Genomic DNA, 15,133 nt, shown 5'->3' on the forward strand with positions numbered 1-15,133 from the left:
CAGCGTACGGTTAGGGAAGACGCTGTTCAGGGCTGACGGCAATACTGCGCGGGATTTCATTTCTTGCGGAAGGCGTAATGTCCATGTCTGAACAGACCCCAAACCTGTCACTTCCCTTCATCATGCCAGCGCAGGCGCAAAAGCATGTGACCCATAACGAAGCGATCGAATTGCTCGACATGATCGTGCAGCTGACACTAGAGGCGAGCGGAGCTACGATACCGCCTGGCGCGCCTGCCGAAGGTCAAGCCTGGGCGCTGGGCAGCGGGGTCAGCGGGGCATGGGCCGGACAGGATGACATGATCGCCACCTGGCGTGGGGGCGGCTGGCTATTCGTCACGCCGCGTGATGGCTGGCTTGCCTGGGTGCGGGATGTGGCTGAAATGCAGGTCTTTACCGGTGGCGTTTGGGTTACGCAGGGTGAACCCGAATTGCAGAACCTGCCCAGCGTGGGGATCAATGCGAGTGCCGACAGCACCAATCGGTTGAGCGTGAACAGCGATGCGGTGCTGCTGAATAATGCGGGTGCTGGTCATCAGGTCAAAATCAATAAAGCGACGGCGGGCGATACGGCGTCACTGCTGTATCAGACAGGTTTTTCCGGCCGGGCCGAGATGGGGCTGGCAGGCAATGATGATTTCAGCATCAAGACCAGCGCTGATGGCGGATCATGGGTGACTGCGGTCACGGTGACTGCGGCAGAGGGGCATGTTCAGATCGGCGCGCTACTGAACCTCGCACCCGGCGGCGCACCCGGCACGCCGAATACGGGCGACGTGTATTTCGACAGCACAAGCGCAAAGCTGCGCTGCTATGATGGGACGCTCTGGCAGGACTTGTTTTAAGTGTCGGAGTGATTTTGGGATGCGTGCATATTCATGCAGTGCTCGGGTCGTGATTTGCGGAATAAGGCGGTGCCGGAACGGCGAAAGAGGCTGGCCTGTCACGTTGTTCACCCGCCTAAGAGATCCCGCCCATATTTTCCAAAAATGACCGCTGAAGTGACACAAGTGGGGTGGGTCAAGACCCACCTTACGCAGCCTTTTTGTTACAGATCACATTCGGCGATAGCAGTTCTTCGCCCCTGTGCCATCTGTCTGAACGTTTAGCATGGGGTGCTTCAGACGAATGCGGCCGTTTGCGAACTATTTCAATCACCTAAGTGGAGAATGTATAAGCGAACGCGCCCTCCGCGCAGGTCACTGTTACCTCGCTATATGCTTTCCCGGACACCATCCGGCTAAGCACTTGTCGCGATAGATCGGGCAGGATGGAATTGGTGATGATATTGTCGATCATCCGCCCCCCGCTATCGGGATCGCGGCATTGGTCGACGATGTGATCCAGCACATCATCGCCGTAAACCATCGTGGCGCCATGAGCCTCTTTCAGGCGCTTGGCGACTGATCCCAGTTTCAGTTTTGTGATCCCGGCCAGCACTTGTTTGCCCAGCGGGAAATAGGGGATGGTCACGATCCGGCCCATCAGCGCGGGGGGGAATACCTCCAGCAGAAACGGCTTCATCGCTGTGTTCAGTGCGTCCATGTCAGGGGTTTTCTCACCGGCTTCGCCCATTTCCATAATCACATCGGTGCCCACATTTGATGTCAGCAGGATCAGCGTGTTCTTGAAGTTGATCGGGCGGCCGTTGCCGTCTTCCATGATGCCTTTGTCGAAAACCTGAAAGAACAGCTCGTGAATATCGGGGTGGGCCTTTTCAACCTCGTCCAGCAGAACAACGGAATAGGGTTTGCGGCGCACTGCCTCGGTTAGTCGGCCCCCTTCGCCGTAGCCGACATAGCCGGGAGGCGCCCCTTTCAGCAGCGATACAGAATGGGCTTCCTGAAATTCGGACATATTGATGGTGATGATATTCTGCTCACCGCCATAAAGGCTTTCGGCCAGCGCCAGCGCGGTTTCAGTTTTCCCGACGCCGGAGGGGCCGCAGAGCATGAAGACGCCAATCGGTTTGTTGGGGTTTGACAGTCCGGCACGGCTGGTTTCGATCCGCTTGGCGATCATTTTCAGCCCGTGATCCTGACCGATGACGCGTTCGGACAGATGCGATGACAGGTTCAGGATCTGTTCAAGCTCGTCCACGACCATCCGCCCCGCCGGAATGCCCGTCCAGTCAGAGATGACCGATGCGACCGCCTGTTCGTCTACATGCGCATAGACCATGCGATCATCTGCATCGGTCGCGTCCAGTGTTGCCATCAGCGCCAACATTTCGCCGCGGATGGTGTCGGGGTCGCGCGGGGCTTCGCCCGCGTGCTCTGCCTCTGCTTCGGCGATGTCATCATCGTTGTGGGCGTCGCCGATATCTTCAGGCTCTGGCGCATCATCGCCGCCGGTCTCGGATTTTGCCAGTTCAGCACGCAGGGCGAGGATATCATCGACGATTTTCTTCTCGGCCCCGTATTTGGCCTCATAGCTTTCTAGCTCTGCGCGTTTCGCGACCAGCTCGCCCTCAGCCTCGGTCAGCCGTTCTTCATTTTCTTCGCCCAGGTCGCGCTGGGCGGTTTTGCTGGCGATTTCGGCCTCTAGCGCTGCAATTGCGGCTTGTAGATCGCCTATCCGGGCGGGGATGCTGGCTTGCGACACGGCCACGCGGGCGCAGGCTGTGTCCAGCAGCGACACGGCCTTATCCGGCAATTGCCGCGCGGGGATGTAGCGGGCAGAGAGGTTCACCGCAGCCACGATCGCCTCGTCCGAGATGCGCACCCCGTGATGCGCTTCCATCGGGCCAAGGATGCCGCGCAACATATAGGCGCAGCGGTCATTGTCCGGCTCATCCACATTGACCGGCTGAAAGCGGCGTGTCAGGGCAGGGTCTTTTTCGAAATAGGTCCGATATTCGGCAAAGGTCGTGGCCCCAATGGTGCGCAGCGTGCCTCGTGCCAGCGCAGGTTTCAACAGGTTGGCAGCATCGCCCGTCCCCTGCGCCCCGCCAGCGCCGATCAATGTATGTGCTTCATCAATGAACAGGATGATCGGGGTGGGGCTTGCCTGCACCTCATCAATCAATGATTTCAGACGCTGTTCGAATTCACCCTTCATTGATGCCCCGGCCTGCATCGCCTGAATATCCAGCATATGCAGGCGGGTGCCTTGCAGCTTGTGCGGCACGTCGCCATCCGCCAGACGCTGGGCAAAGCCTTCGACCACGGCAGTTTTACCCACCCCGGCCTCTCCGGTCAGGATCGGGTTGTTCTGGCGGCGGCGTAGCAGGATATCCACGATCTGGCGGATTTCGTCGTCGCGTCCTACCACGCGGTCCATCTTGCCGCTTTTGGCATCAGCGGTCATATCGACACTGAAACGGCCCAGCGCGGTGGCGGCACCCGGCCCGTCATCACCGTCAGCCTCTGCCGCGCCCCCGGATTGCAGGCCAGAGCCATCCATCGGGCGCATGTCTTCTTCGTCTGATTGCTGCCACAGCCTGCGGGATTCTTTGCCCAACTGGTCGGGCGAGATATCGTTGAAAATGCCCGAGGCGCGGGTGATCTCACGGTGCAGGTTGCGGTCGTTCAGCATCGCCAGCAGCGCATGGCCAGTGCGGATCTGGACCTCGCTGAAAAACAGGGTCGCATAGGTCCAGGCATGGTTGAGCGTATCGGAAAGCCCCTCGGAAATACCGGGGGTTTCGGTCACGTTTTTATCAAGCTTTTCAATCGCCGCGATCAGGTCTTTCAGCACCCGACCCCGGTCCAGCCCAAGCGCACGCAGGGCACAGGACACGTCGGAATTCTGATCAGAGACCACGTGAAACAGCCAATGGGCGGGGGTGATGTTGCGGTGCTTTTCGCTTCGCGCCTGACGCATCGCCTTGAGAAACGCATCATAGCCAAGCCGGTTCATCTTGCCGGCGTATTTTTCGATGTTGATCTCAGCCATCTTTGGCTCCCCTTGGAATGCTGTATTTCAAATACTGGTTGTCAGGCGACCTGGCCCAAAGTGTAAGTGGCTCCGGGCAGATAGGTGCCCGGCATCGGTGGCGGATCGGCAGGTAGCTTGGCGGTCCAGCCCAGCGCGGTGGATGTGCCCAGCACGGCGGGCGCGAATGCCTCTGCGGGCAGGGATAGCGCGACCGAAACCTCGCAAGTGCGGCCAAGATAGCCGTTCACGATATCCAGCATCCGCGTATGAGAGACGCCGCCGGGCAGAAAATCATTATACTCGTCCAAGGTTTTGGCGCGGACATTGATGATGATCCGTTCATTGACCGACTGCGCGCGTGACCCGACAAAGCAATCACGGCCCAGCGTACTGCCCTGCTGGCCCATCCGGTTCAGCGTGTCGGGTTCGAATGCAATCCAAGTGGTCGCATGTTCGTTGATGGTGATCGTGGCGTTCAGATCAAACCGCAGCATCTGTTGCAGGCGCACCGGGCTTTTGACCCGGCCAATGCCCAGCGCCGCCATGCTAAGACGGTTGATGTCCGACACCTCGCCGCGATCCTGCCAGGCGGGTGTTCCAATGCCAATCAGCGCCCCAAGATAGCGGGCGAACCGGTCGTCATCGGGGTGATCGAACTGGGTAATGGCCCGTGCATCCGACCATGCCCGAAAGAACAGCTGCTGAAACCGGGTCGCAAACAGGTCAGTGAATTTGACAAAGGCTAGATCACCACTTTGCGCCCAACGCAGGATTTCTTCTGTTGTATCAAGCGGCAGCGCGCCGTGGGGGCCGAAAAAGCCAATGATCTGGTTGCGCAGATCGGGGCGGCCTTGCTTGTCTTTGCGGATGTCGGACATATCCGATGTTGGAAAGGCCAGAAACGGGTCTTGGCCGATGCGTGCGATCTCTTCGGCAATGGTTGCGTTCTTGCCGATGCGGGGCTTGCCGTCAGAGTGACGTTCCAGCTTGCGTAGCAGCGCAAGAAAGCCGACAGGGCCTGCCTCTGTAGTCATATCAGTGGCCCCGATCCTGTGCGCGGCGGGAATGTCGCCACATCACCCCGGTCGGTTGAGGTGACGATTGTTTGGGTGAAGCTGTTCACAGCGGCATATTCAGCGATGAAGCGGTCCAGCGCTGCGCCCAGCAGGATAATACCAGAGCCTTCAAACGCGGCCTCATCCATTGTGATCCGTACTTCTAATCCGCGCGCAGGGTAATAGCCGTCGCCGCGTTGGATTGACCGCACGATGGGCCGGGTCGTGACGGTCCTGATGCCTTGCAGCTGTGCCTCTGTCACGACGTTCGACAGGTCCGCAAACAGCGACAGCAGCTCGCGCAGACTATCTGCGGCGGCGCTGCCATCATCGTCCCCTTCGAGGCTGAAATGGCTGAGCGACAGGTAGCTGATCAGCCGCCAGTAATTGTCACCCGATGTCGCGCGGTGCTGCGCATGGGGCTCTATTTCTGTCATTGACGCCCGGGGCGGGGTCGGACCTGCCACACAGGCCAGGCTGACGCTGATATCATCGCACATGTGAAAATCGTCGCGCGATTCCGCAATGGGCAGATATTCTGGCAGATGGCGGTTGGAGCATAAGGTCCGCACTTGCAGACGCTGCGCGCGCGCGCCGTCCTCCAGATCGGGCGGTTCATAGATCGAAATGAACGTCTCTGTCCCCGCATAACGCTGCTGCGCGCCAAAGCGGCGCTCTTTCTCGGTCGGGCGGCGGGGCTTTTGCCGACTGGTGAAGTAGAGCGCTGACCGTGGTTTCACCCCGCCCTTTGGCATCGCGTAAAGCGGGTTCACCTTCACCTTGTCCTGCACCCCGGCGTAATGGGCGCTGACAGAGGTGATACTGTAGATTTCGTAGTGGGTCAGCGGGCTGCTGTCAGGGGTCACCACAAATTCCGTGCGCTTGTCATCCAGCCGGATCTGGCTTGCGCTTTCCTCAAACAAGTTCACTGCGGGCGAACAGTTCAGCGCGAAATCCTTTTCGCTGGTCCGGGCGGCAAGGTTGCGGTCACCGCTGCCAAATTCCAGCATGAGCTGTACTTCGGGCTGATCGATCCGGGCCAGATGCTGTTGCAGCCCGGTCAGGCGAAAGCCAAGTACCTTGCGGGGAAAGACAAAAATCTCGCGCAGATGGGTGAAACCTTCAAAAACGCGCCCATCATGGGGAAACAGACTGGCCCCATTGTCAAAGCCGACCTGTTCGATTGATTTCGGATCAAGCCGGATGAAAACCGGATCGCCATGCTTGTCGAGATACCGCAGCGAGGCACGTTTAAGATCGCAGAATATCTGCTCATAAAGCGCGACGGCATCAGGCATGTCCCCGATCAGATGCACCGGCAGGCTGTCTGCTGCGATCTCTGACAGGGGGCCGCCGGGCTTGTCGCTGTGGGCAGACAGCGGGCGCATGATCGTCATCTGCAACCCGCCCTTGGTGCCGGGGGCGACCTCTGCCTCGCCTGCCGCCAGAAACGGGGCAGGACTGGGGTGATAGATGGCTTTTGCCACTTTCAACGGCCAGATCGTCAGCGGCTCACACAGGCTGAACCGGCAGGATACCCGCTGATCCGCATCGGTAAACCGTGCATCCAGATAGGACCCTGCATCGAAATGCAGCCCATTGACCAAATCTTTGTTTTCATAAGGCGGATTGGCCTGCGCCATCATCACGCTGGGGGTGGGGGCTAGGGCATCGGGGAAAATCTGGTTCAGCAATTCGGTGGAAAAGGTGCGGAACTCCTCATCCATCTTCAATTGCACGCGGGCCGCCATAAAGGCGGTGCCTTCCAGCAGGCCCGCAACCGCAGGATCAAGGTTTTCCTTGATCAGCCCGCCCAGACGGTCAGCAATGCCGGGGTAATCCTCTGCGAATTCGCGCGACCGCTCGTAAAGCAGGGCCAGTTCCTTGTTATAGGCGTCGCGAAAAGCCTTTTTCATGTCTGCAACCGTAGTCGGGTCATCTGGATTTTGCCCGCGCCCATATCGACCTCGGCCACGAAATCTAACGGGATGTCGACCGGGGTGGCCACCATTTCGGCAGAAACGTCAAAGCTCAGGCGCTGCGTGGCGTCCTGTTCTGCGCGGTTCAAGGCGATTTCAATCGTATCGGCGATCAGGCGGGGTTCATGCGCGATCAGCGTGTCGCGGATCAGCGCGGCGATCTGATTACCGGCATGGATAGAATCGCTCATATGGCTCATATCGCCGAAACCGAAATTGATCACGGATTTCGACACATATGGGGCATCTTCCAGCGGCACGACGGCATCAAGATTGATTGTGTTCATCAGGCTGGCAAGATCGGCAGTCAGATGCCTGCGCAGCGTGGCGTCATCGGTGCCAATCCGACGTTCCTGACTGCGGGCCGTCAGCGCGCGGGCACCGTCCTGATAGTGATGCTCTTCCTTGCGGGCATCACCCGTCGCGCGGGCGGCACGAAAGACATGCATCAGCGAAACCTGACGGCGGTCCTTTTGGTTGGACTTGCCGCTGGATGATCCGCGATCAGTAGAAGGACTTTTCATGGCACAATGTCAGGAAACAGAAGGGCTAAAAGGTCATTCGGGGCCGCAATGGGCCCCGAATAGTATAGTGTCATTATGTGATCAGCACGGGGCCGATCAGCTGCTCCACTCTGCGTTCTGGGCGATATCCCAGCCGGCCAGCGATTCAGCACCGGCAGCACCGGAGGCTTCTTGCAGGGTGTAGGCAACTTCAAACTTGCGGAAGTTCAGGGTCAGGTTTTCCTGAATCCGGTCCAGACCATCCTTGGAACCGCCAGTGGCGTAGGATGTGATCATGACGTTTTCCAGCTTGATGCGGAAGTATTCCACAGGTGCGGAACCACCGGATTTGCGCACGACCAGCTCACCCGTTTCGATGTGCTCGCCGGTTGTGCAGCGCTTGATCAGGTCGTTGGATGCCAGATCAACGTATTTGGTCAAAGAGATATCCTGCACGTTGACTTTACCGCCACCGCCACCGGCACCGATGTGGGTCGTGCCGGATTGGGACAGACCCCAGTTCCAGGCAAGAACGTCGATTTCGTCCATATGCGTGGAATCCTGGGATTCACCTTTGATATTGTTTGACAGCTTCAGAAAAATATCAACAGCCATTATATTGCTCCGGTTTGGCCGTCAGCATACTCGAACGCAGCTAACGATTGTGTTGTTTATGTGAGGGTCGTCATTTGCCGCTAGGCAGTTTGGACACCAGACTCATACCAATGTCCATTCCTTCCATCTGGAAGTGTGGTTTGAGAAAAAACTTGCCCATATAGTAGCCGGGATTCTCCTCGTCTTCGATGACCTGCACCGTTGCACCAGCCAAAGGCTTTTTGGCTTTTTCCTTTTCGGTGGCGCTTTCGGGATTGGCAGACACATACTTGTTAACCCAGGTCTGCAGGTCTTTCTCAAGCTGGATACGGTCGGGGCTTTGCCCGATTTTGTCCCGCACCATGCACTTCAGATAGTGGCTGAAGCGTGAGACCGCGAAGATGTATGGCAGGCGCGCCGACATGTTGTCAGAGGCCGTGGCCAGATCATCTACGTATTTCTTGGGACGATAGAGCGACTGCGCACCGATGAACGCAGCCTTGTCCGTGTGTTTACGGTGGATCAGACCGATCAGGCCTGCCTTGCTCAATTCGCCCTCGCGACGGTCGGTGATCGACACCTCCGTAGGGATTTTCATGTCTTTGGACCCATCGCCGGTATCGAAGGCATAGGTGGGCAGGCTCATCACCTCGCCGCCGGACTGCACGCCGCGAATGCGCACGGTCCAACCATGTTCCTTATGGGCGCGGTTGATGTTCACTGCCATCGCATGGGCCGCGTTCATCCAGGCATATTTCTGACCTTCGTGACCGTCGGTTTCTTCAATAAAGTTGAACTCTTCCACGACGGAACTGCCATCCTGCGTATAGGGTTCACGCGACAACACACGGGGCAGAGTCAGTGCCAGATAACGGGCGTTTTCACTATCGCGCAGGCTGTTCCAAGCGGCATAATCGGGGGTGTCGAAGATTTCGGACAGATCGTTCGGATTCGGCATTTCGTTCCAGCTGTCCATGCCCAGCAGGGTCGGGGCAGCAGAGGAAATGAATGGCGCATGCGATGCAGCGGCGATCTTGGCCATATCGCGCAGCAGACCAACATCGCCACTGGACTGGTCGAAATAATAGTCGCCGATCAGCGCGCCATAGGGCTTGCCGCCCATCGTGCCAAATTCCTGCTCGTAGATCTTGGTGAACAGCGGGCTCTTGTCCCATTTGGCGCCGGGATAGCGGCGCAGCTCTGTCTTTAGCTCGCTTTTGGACACGTTCATGACGTTCACACGCAGCGATGCATCCGTTTCCGAGTTGTTGACCGTATAAGCCAGACCACGCCAGCTGCTTTCCAGTTCCTGAAATTCCTGCGCGTGGATGATTTCATTGACCTGATCTGTCAGTTTCTTGTCGATCTTCGCCAGCATCGCGCCAATCGTATCAAGAATGTCTTCGGACACGACCGCCTGATCGCTCAGCGCCTCGCGGACCAGCGTCACGACGGCGTTGTTGACCTCTGTTTCGGCCTCATCGGTCCGCGGCTTGATCGTCTGCTTGAGAATATCGGAAAATTCGTCAAGCTCGCTCAGGCCTTCTTTGACCGGAGCCTCCTGTTGTTGGGCTTCTTCTGCCATGTCACTCTTCCCCTGTGTCGCGCGCAGCGGACTCTGCGCTACGCGAATTATTCGGTTGTATCGCCGTCTTCTTGGTCTTTGTTCGCTTCGGCCAGTGCGGCCATCAGTTCGGGATCTTCAAGCAGTGCCTTCAGATGATCCTGCGCTTTTGATTTGCCATTCATATAGCGGGACAGGTTGGCCAGCTGTTCGCGGGCTTCCAAAAGCTTGGCCAGCGCAGGCACCTGACGGGCCACTTTGGCTGGATCAAAATCAGCCATCTCGCTGAATTCAAGGTTCACGCCCAGTTTGGTCCCGCTATCGGGATCCAGCTTGTTTTCGACCGTAAAGGAAAGACCCGGGGAAACGCTTGCCATGTAGTCATCAAGCGTACCAGCGGTAACATCGGTGAAATTGCGCTGGGCCAGCGGTTCCTTTTCGACCTGCGAAGCATTGCCCGACAGATCGCTCAGCACGCCCATCACAAACGGCAGCTCTACCATCTTTTCGCTGTCATACGGATCAGCGTAGGAAATGTTCACACGTGGCGGGCGGTTTCTTTTGATGAAACCTGTGGCAGAATCTGAAGGCATCTATACTCTCCTTAACGTCGGCGATATGAAACGTTGATAGTTGTTTAAAGTCAACGGCGTTCACTAAGGCTTACGCGCCTGTTGACGGTTCTATTCTCATCCTAACCCATCTATTTTGTATCGCCTTTCGGTGGTAACAAATCAGCGACAATCGCCGCGAAATCTTTGTCGAGATATGTGCGCGCCTTAAACAACAGCACCGGGATCGGGCTGGCAGGTTCCTTGGCGCGGAAATAGTCTTCGACGGCGCTGATCATCGGGGCGACCTGCGACCGGTCTGATATTTGCGGGGGCGGGCCGGGGTCTGCGTCAGCACCCGCATTTGCGGTGCCTGCGCCCTCACCCGCCAGCATCTTCAACCGGTCCATATATAGTACGAACCCGCTATCCGACCCAAAGGTCATTTTGGTCTGGTTCGCGATCTCAGGCATCAGCGTCTCGATTGCCACGACCAACGGCTTACCTACTAACAGGCGGGCCTGCGTGATCAGCAGCAAGGCCGGGGACGCCGGTTCATTTGTGGCCAGATAGCTTTCAATTGTCGTCAGGGATTGCATCGCGGCGGCGCGGTTGGGCACGTCACCCGCACGCGGCGCGGGCGCAGCGGGGGGTGCCACAGGTGTTGCATGCGCGTCCCCGGCCAACGCATCGTCACCACCCGCTTCAGGTGTGACCGCCTCTTCCACAGGGGCGGTGCCGGGCTCTGCTGTCCAAGGGGGCAGATCGCTGCGACCGCTCTGGATCATGTTTTGAATATCGACGATTACAGTGATCGTGGTGTCCAGCGACGGTGTAAACGGATTGTCCATCCGCAGGCAGGCGGACTTGATCCGATGCAACGCTTCTGCCGCGCGGGTCAGGGCGGCATGGGCCGTCTCGACAGATTGCCGATTTCCGGGGGCGGCAAGCTCTGAAAGCATGCTGCCCGGTTGCAAACCCAGCTCCCCTTCACGCGGCTCGGCAGCGCCGTTGGCCACGGTAAAGCGGCGATAGGTTACCTCACCCGCGCCGGCCAGGTTCACATGTTGTAGTGGCAAACCCACCACGACGCTGCTGCCAAGCTCATCAATCGCGCCCCGGCGATCAGACGCATCCTTGGGGTGCACATCAGCGGGGAAAGTTTCCATCACAATGGCGATCCCCGTGACAGCATCCGCGAAATCCGGCAGACGGCCAGCCAAGGCCATCATCCGGGCGAGCAGTGACAGCAACCGCAGGTCGCGGCTGCGTTTCAGCAGTTCTGTGATCGTCTTCTTTTCCGCCGCATGGGGGATGGATTTCGGATCGAACAGGGTGCCGGGGGTGAATTCATCATCCGGAGCCTTGATACTGGGCACGAAATACCGCTCTGGCATGCGGGACTCGGCCTCAAAGTAGTAATCGACAAAGGCCGCGTCATCGGACGCTTCCAGATCGGGCCCGCAGGGGGCATCTTCCGAAATAGGCTCTGCCAGCCAATCAACACTCATAAAATCTCTTCCTGCATTTCAACGACTTAATCCAATCGGATTCTCATCTTCGCAATATGTGCTAAGGTGTCGTGACTGGGGCTGGGGGTCAAGCAAGGGATTCCTGACCCAAGGTCAGTTAGCGGCGAGCCGCCGCAACCGCAGCGGTATAGCTTTCGGCGAAGTGTTTCAGAAACACATCCAGCATCCCATTTTCATGGTCAGCGACCTTTGCGTCCCAACGCTTTACGAACTCATCCCAGGCTTTTCGGCGACCACCGGCAAGCAAGCCGCCGCCCGCCGCCTCTTCGATTGCTTCGGGCGCAAGGTCGGCCAGTAGTTTGATCAGTGCGGGCTGAAGCGCGGCAAACACGGCCATCTGGTGCAATTTCACATCCGTTAACGCCGCGCCGATACTTTCCCCGCCGCGCAGAAAACCATCGCGGGGCTGCACGAACATCACCTCCAGCGCCTGTGTCGCGTCGGGTAGGAATTTCAGCGGATTGTTATCGGATGCACCCATCATTGTGCGGTCGCCACTGCGGGTGAACTGCTTGGCCGCAGCGCGATCCTGCAAAAGGGCCATCAGCTCGGTCGCGGCGACGCGCATGGTCTGACCCAGGTCATGGGCCAGTGCGACCGGATCGGCGGTCGCATCTGATGTCGGCGGCGAAAGTCCTGCCCCGGCATAAAACGCATCAAGCACAGCCTGACTGTTATCAGTGGGCACCGGGGCCGAGGTGGGAGGTTGTGGTGCCGGGGCGGCTGATGGCGTGGGCGATAGCGCCGGGCGCGGCAGGTCGGGCATCGGTAACGGTGCCGGGTCCGCGGGAAAGGGCGAATCCGATCCACCGAATGGCGACGGGGCAGCGGGGATCGGGGCCGCCTCCGGCACAGGGGGCGCTGGGGGTGTCGGTGGGGCAGCGGGGTTCACGATGAATTCGCTTGCGAAATCGGCAAAGGCATCCGTGGACGGGCGTGGATTTGGGTTGATCGGCGCGCTGGGTGCAGCATCTACCGCCCATGGATCGGAGTCATCAAATGCAGGGGTGGGTGTAGGGAGCGGTGCGGCGTGCTGCGCAGGCGCAGCTGGTGATCCATCCCCTAGACGGACCCCAATAAAGTAATTCCCCACCTGAAACCGGTCGCCCTGTTTTAACTGGTAAGCCCCCTCTAACCGGTGCCGCTGCCCGTCCAGAAAAATGCCGTTCGTGGAAACATCCGTCAGGAAATAGGCCCCGTCACGAAAGCTGATATCGAAATGATGGCCCGAAATATGGCGCTGCGGATCGGGCAGGGTCCAATCCATCGATGACGACCGGCCCACGCTCATACCTGTCCCGGTCACGGTCGCCGATGTCGGGCCACCATCGGGAAGCTTATCATAATTTTCGATCTGCAATGTCAGGGTCATGACACGCGGTACCTGCTGGATGATGTGTTGTGGTCTGCTCAATAGACCTTGAACAGCGATTCCGCCATGTCAATGAACCGGGCCAGAAAAATCGGGCGGCGGGATAATTCCGCGCGGGCCAGACAGGACAGGATCGCCGTGTTGATGGCGCGGGGCGCGCGGCTTGGATGCACCGGTGCCGGGTCATTCGGGGCAAGAGAACCGCCAGACCATGCCACAGCCAGCGCCAGATGCACACCCGGTGACTTGGCCGACGCCCAAAGCGCCTCGCGCGCCACATGGTGACGCATGGCCGTATCGGGGCGACCAATCCAACCTGCGACCAATTCCATCATCTGTCGGTCAACCGCAGTGAGCGCATCCGGCATCACGCGCAGGCATTCATGCCCCCACCAGATCGCCAGCTTCGGCTGAATGGCAAAAGCAGTAAAGGTCACGGCCTCTTCCGGGGTGGTCGACTGGCGCAGGCGCATCAGATAGGGCAGCGCCTCGTCGCCCGCGCGGGGGCGTTGCTGGGTCACATCGGCCAGTTGCGGGATCGCCGCATAAAGATCGGCAAGCGTTTCATACCGCGTTGCCACCGCCGGAGGTCTGGTCTTCTCTTCGTCAAGCGGTGTCGCATCATTCGGTGACATGAAAGCACAGGTCCAATCACATGAAACGGCAAAACAAGCCGCCAAGAATAGGGGCAATTTTCCGCAGTTGCACCACTGGCGTCAAGCACGGTTTTGAATTCCTACATGACCGGCAGAAAGGAGCATCGCGGATCGCCCGTATGATCAGGCGCCGATCTCTTGTGCGAGCAACGCTTTGAGACCACTGCGGTAATCGGGATAAAGCAGTTCTACGCTAAGTTCCTCTTTGATCCGGTTGTTCCGGACTTTCTTGCTTTCAGCATAGAAACTGCGGGCCATCGGCGTCATTTCTGCCGTCGCGAAATCCTCGGCCGGGGGAACGGGCACGCCCAGCAATTCAGCGGCATAGGCGATCACATCCTCCGGCGGGGCAGGATCATCATCGCAGACATTATAGACCGCACCCGGATTGGGCCGCGCGATAGAGGCCGCGAGCACCCGCGCAATATCCGCCACATGGGTGCGGCTGAACAGCTGCCCGGGCTTGATGATCCGGCGGGCGGTGCCATTACGTACTTTGGAAAAGGGGCCGCGACCGGGACCGTAGATCCCCGCGAGGCGAAAAATATGCAACGGCAGAGCGGGGATCGCGGCCCAAGCGGCCTCTGCCTCCACCCGTGCAATCCCGCGTTTGGTGGCGGGGGTCAGGGGCGTTGCTTCATCAACCCAATCCCCGCCATGATCGCCATAAACACCGGTTGTGGACAGATAGCCGACCCATGCAAACTGCCCCGCACGCGCCGCAATCGCGTCGTGCAGTTGCGCCAATACTGGATCGCCTGCATCGTCGGGCGCGGCAGAGATCAGCAGATGGGTCGCCGCATCCAGCGCCGGCCCCATATCCGCCCCCGGCCAGATACGTGGCTCAATCCCTTCGGTCATCAGCCCCGGTGCCTTTTCCTCTGATCGAGTCGTGCCGATAACGCGCCAACCCTGCGGCAACAGGATGCGCGATAAGGCGCGGGCGCTATAGCCATGCCCGAAAGAAAGAAGTGTCTTGTCCATACCTCCTGTTGGCCTAGCCGCGCGAAAGAGGCAAGCGGTTCACGCGCAAAGAGGGCAGGATGCCTCCGGCGGGGATATTTAAGGCCAAAAGAAGAGGCGGAAGATCACCCCCCAACACCACTGCTGGTGACGAGGGGCTTCTTCTGGCGCGGTCATCGGCGTCCCCGCCTGTACCGCACCTTTAGCTTCCGTGAATGTGGTTAAAAGATCATTACTTCTTTTGGCTAAAAATATCCCCGCCGGAGGCAAGAAACTTTTTAGGCCTCGCGCCTGCCCGGCGTCCGCTACATAGCGTAATCCGACGCTTACCATCTGGCATCTTCTAAAGAGCAGGCCCTATTGAGTTCAGCGCCAGGATATCACGGTATGGTTCACCCTTCGAACCAACAGCAGTGATATCTTTGATCTATTTTGCCAGCACGCCATAACCGTTGCACATTATGAAATGGGGTCATACCCTTGCT

Annotated in this window: 12 protein-coding genes; 1 reads left to right on the forward strand and 11 read right to left on the reverse strand. The window is 58.6% G+C overall.

Annotated features, from left to right (window positions below; translation table 11 throughout):
* Nucleotides 1–83: 83 nt before the first annotated feature.
* Nucleotides 84–845, forward strand: coding sequence for a DUF2793 domain-containing protein (locus ACJ5NV_RS15300; RefSeq protein ID WP_411645084.1), 762 nt, complete (start codon nucleotides 84–86; stop codon nucleotides 843–845).
* Nucleotides 846–1,158: 313 nt separating this feature from the next.
* Here ACJ5NV_RS15300 and tssH read toward each other — a convergent pair whose 3' ends face one another.
* The 11 genes from tssH to ACJ5NV_RS15355 form a co-directional block, all read right to left on the reverse strand.
* Nucleotides 1,159–3,897 (reverse strand): type VI secretion system ATPase TssH, encoded by a 2,739-nt coding sequence (gene tssH / locus ACJ5NV_RS15305; RefSeq protein WP_411645085.1) that lies wholly within the window; start codon nucleotides 3,895–3,897, stop codon nucleotides 1,159–1,161.
* A gap of 41 nt (nucleotides 3,898–3,938) precedes the next feature.
* Nucleotides 3,939–4,913 carry a type VI secretion system baseplate subunit TssG gene (gene tssG, locus ACJ5NV_RS15310; RefSeq protein ID WP_411645087.1) on the reverse strand — a complete coding sequence of 325 codons (975 nt, stop codon included), beginning with the start codon at nucleotides 4,911–4,913 and terminating at the stop codon, nucleotides 3,939–3,941.
* Nucleotides 4,910–6,850, reverse strand: coding sequence for a type VI secretion system baseplate subunit TssF (gene tssF / locus ACJ5NV_RS15315; protein WP_411645089.1), 1,941 nt, complete (start codon nucleotides 6,848–6,850; stop codon nucleotides 4,910–4,912). Before tssF ends, tssG begins: the two co-directional genes overlap by 4 nt.
* Complete coding sequence (locus ACJ5NV_RS15320; RefSeq protein WP_411645091.1) at nucleotides 6,847–7,437, reverse strand: GPW/gp25 family protein; 591 nt, start codon at nucleotides 7,435–7,437, stop codon at nucleotides 6,847–6,849. The genes tssF and ACJ5NV_RS15320 overlap by 4 nt, the downstream gene beginning before the upstream one ends.
* A gap of 96 nt (nucleotides 7,438–7,533) precedes the next feature.
* Nucleotides 7,534–8,031: an Hcp family type VI secretion system effector gene (locus ACJ5NV_RS15325; RefSeq protein ID WP_411645092.1), complete on the reverse strand. Its 498-nt coding sequence runs from the start codon at nucleotides 8,029–8,031 to the stop codon at nucleotides 7,534–7,536.
* A gap of 70 nt (nucleotides 8,032–8,101) precedes the next feature.
* Nucleotides 8,102–9,595, reverse strand: coding sequence for a type VI secretion system contractile sheath large subunit (tssC, locus tag ACJ5NV_RS15330; RefSeq protein WP_411645094.1), 1,494 nt, complete (start codon nucleotides 9,593–9,595; stop codon nucleotides 8,102–8,104).
* Between the two features lie 47 nt (nucleotides 9,596–9,642).
* On the reverse strand, nucleotides 9,643–10,167 hold the full coding sequence (gene tssB / locus ACJ5NV_RS15335; RefSeq protein ID WP_411645095.1) for a type VI secretion system contractile sheath small subunit: 525 nt from the start codon (nucleotides 10,165–10,167) through the stop codon (nucleotides 9,643–9,645).
* A 110-nt stretch (nucleotides 10,168–10,277) separates the two neighbouring features.
* Nucleotides 10,278–11,636 carry a type VI secretion system protein TssA gene (locus ACJ5NV_RS15340; protein WP_411645097.1) on the reverse strand — a complete coding sequence of 453 codons (1,359 nt, stop codon included), beginning with the start codon at nucleotides 11,634–11,636 and terminating at the stop codon, nucleotides 10,278–10,280.
* A 118-nt stretch (nucleotides 11,637–11,754) separates the two neighbouring features.
* A complete protein-coding gene (tagH, locus tag ACJ5NV_RS15345; protein ID WP_411645098.1) occupies nucleotides 11,755–13,029 on the reverse strand; it encodes a type VI secretion system-associated FHA domain protein TagH in 1,275 nt (424 codons plus the stop codon).
* A 38-nt stretch (nucleotides 13,030–13,067) separates the two neighbouring features.
* On the reverse strand, nucleotides 13,068–13,664 hold the full coding sequence (locus tag ACJ5NV_RS15350) for a DUF6931 family protein (protein WP_411645100.1): 597 nt from the start codon (nucleotides 13,662–13,664) through the stop codon (nucleotides 13,068–13,070).
* A 144-nt stretch (nucleotides 13,665–13,808) separates the two neighbouring features.
* Nucleotides 13,809–14,669: an SDR family oxidoreductase gene (locus tag ACJ5NV_RS15355; RefSeq protein WP_411645102.1), complete on the reverse strand. Its 861-nt coding sequence runs from the start codon at nucleotides 14,667–14,669 to the stop codon at nucleotides 13,809–13,811.
* Between the last annotated feature and the right edge of the window lie 464 nt (nucleotides 14,670–15,133).

The sequence above is a fragment of the Loktanella agnita genome (assembly GCF_046640325.1).
GTDB classification, from domain to species: domain Bacteria; phylum Pseudomonadota; class Alphaproteobacteria; order Rhodobacterales; family Rhodobacteraceae; genus Yoonia; species Yoonia agnita.

What these genes read in the sequence shown, in the direction of transcription:
- ACJ5NV_RS15325 (WP_411645092.1), bottom strand. Translation starts at nt 8,031, where the DNA reads ATGGCTGTTGATATTTTTCTGAAGCTGTCAAACAATATCAAAGGTGAA.
- tssH (WP_411645085.1), bottom strand. Translation starts at nt 3,897, where the DNA reads ATGGCTGAGATCAACATCGAAAAATACGCCGGCAAGATGAACCGGCTT.
- ACJ5NV_RS15350 (WP_411645100.1), bottom strand. Translation starts at nt 13,664, where the DNA reads ATGTCACCGAATGATGCGACACCGCTTGACGAAGAGAAGACCAGACCT.
- tssF (WP_411645089.1), bottom strand. Translation starts at nt 6,850, where the DNA reads ATGAAAAAGGCTTTTCGCGACGCCTATAACAAGGAACTGGCCCTGCTT.
- tssC (WP_411645094.1), bottom strand. Translation starts at nt 9,595, where the DNA reads ATGGCAGAAGAAGCCCAACAACAGGAGGCTCCGGTCAAAGAAGGCCTG.
- tssG (WP_411645087.1), bottom strand. Translation starts at nt 4,913, where the DNA reads ATGACTACAGAGGCAGGCCCTGTCGGCTTTCTTGCGCTGCTACGCAAG.
- ACJ5NV_RS15300 (WP_411645084.1), top strand. Translation starts at nt 84, where the DNA reads ATGTCTGAACAGACCCCAAACCTGTCACTTCCCTTCATCATGCCAGCG.
- ACJ5NV_RS15320 (WP_411645091.1), bottom strand. Translation starts at nt 7,437, where the DNA reads ATGAAAAGTCCTTCTACTGATCGCGGATCATCCAGCGGCAAGTCCAAC.
- tagH (WP_411645098.1), bottom strand. Translation starts at nt 13,029, where the DNA reads ATGACCCTGACATTGCAGATCGAAAATTATGATAAGCTTCCCGATGGT.
- ACJ5NV_RS15355 (WP_411645102.1), bottom strand. Translation starts at nt 14,669, where the DNA reads ATGGACAAGACACTTCTTTCTTTCGGGCATGGCTATAGCGCCCGCGCC.
- ACJ5NV_RS15340 (WP_411645097.1), bottom strand. Translation starts at nt 11,636, where the DNA reads ATGAGTGTTGATTGGCTGGCAGAGCCTATTTCGGAAGATGCCCCCTGC.
- tssB (WP_411645095.1), bottom strand. Translation starts at nt 10,167, where the DNA reads ATGCCTTCAGATTCTGCCACAGGTTTCATCAAAAGAAACCGCCCGCCA.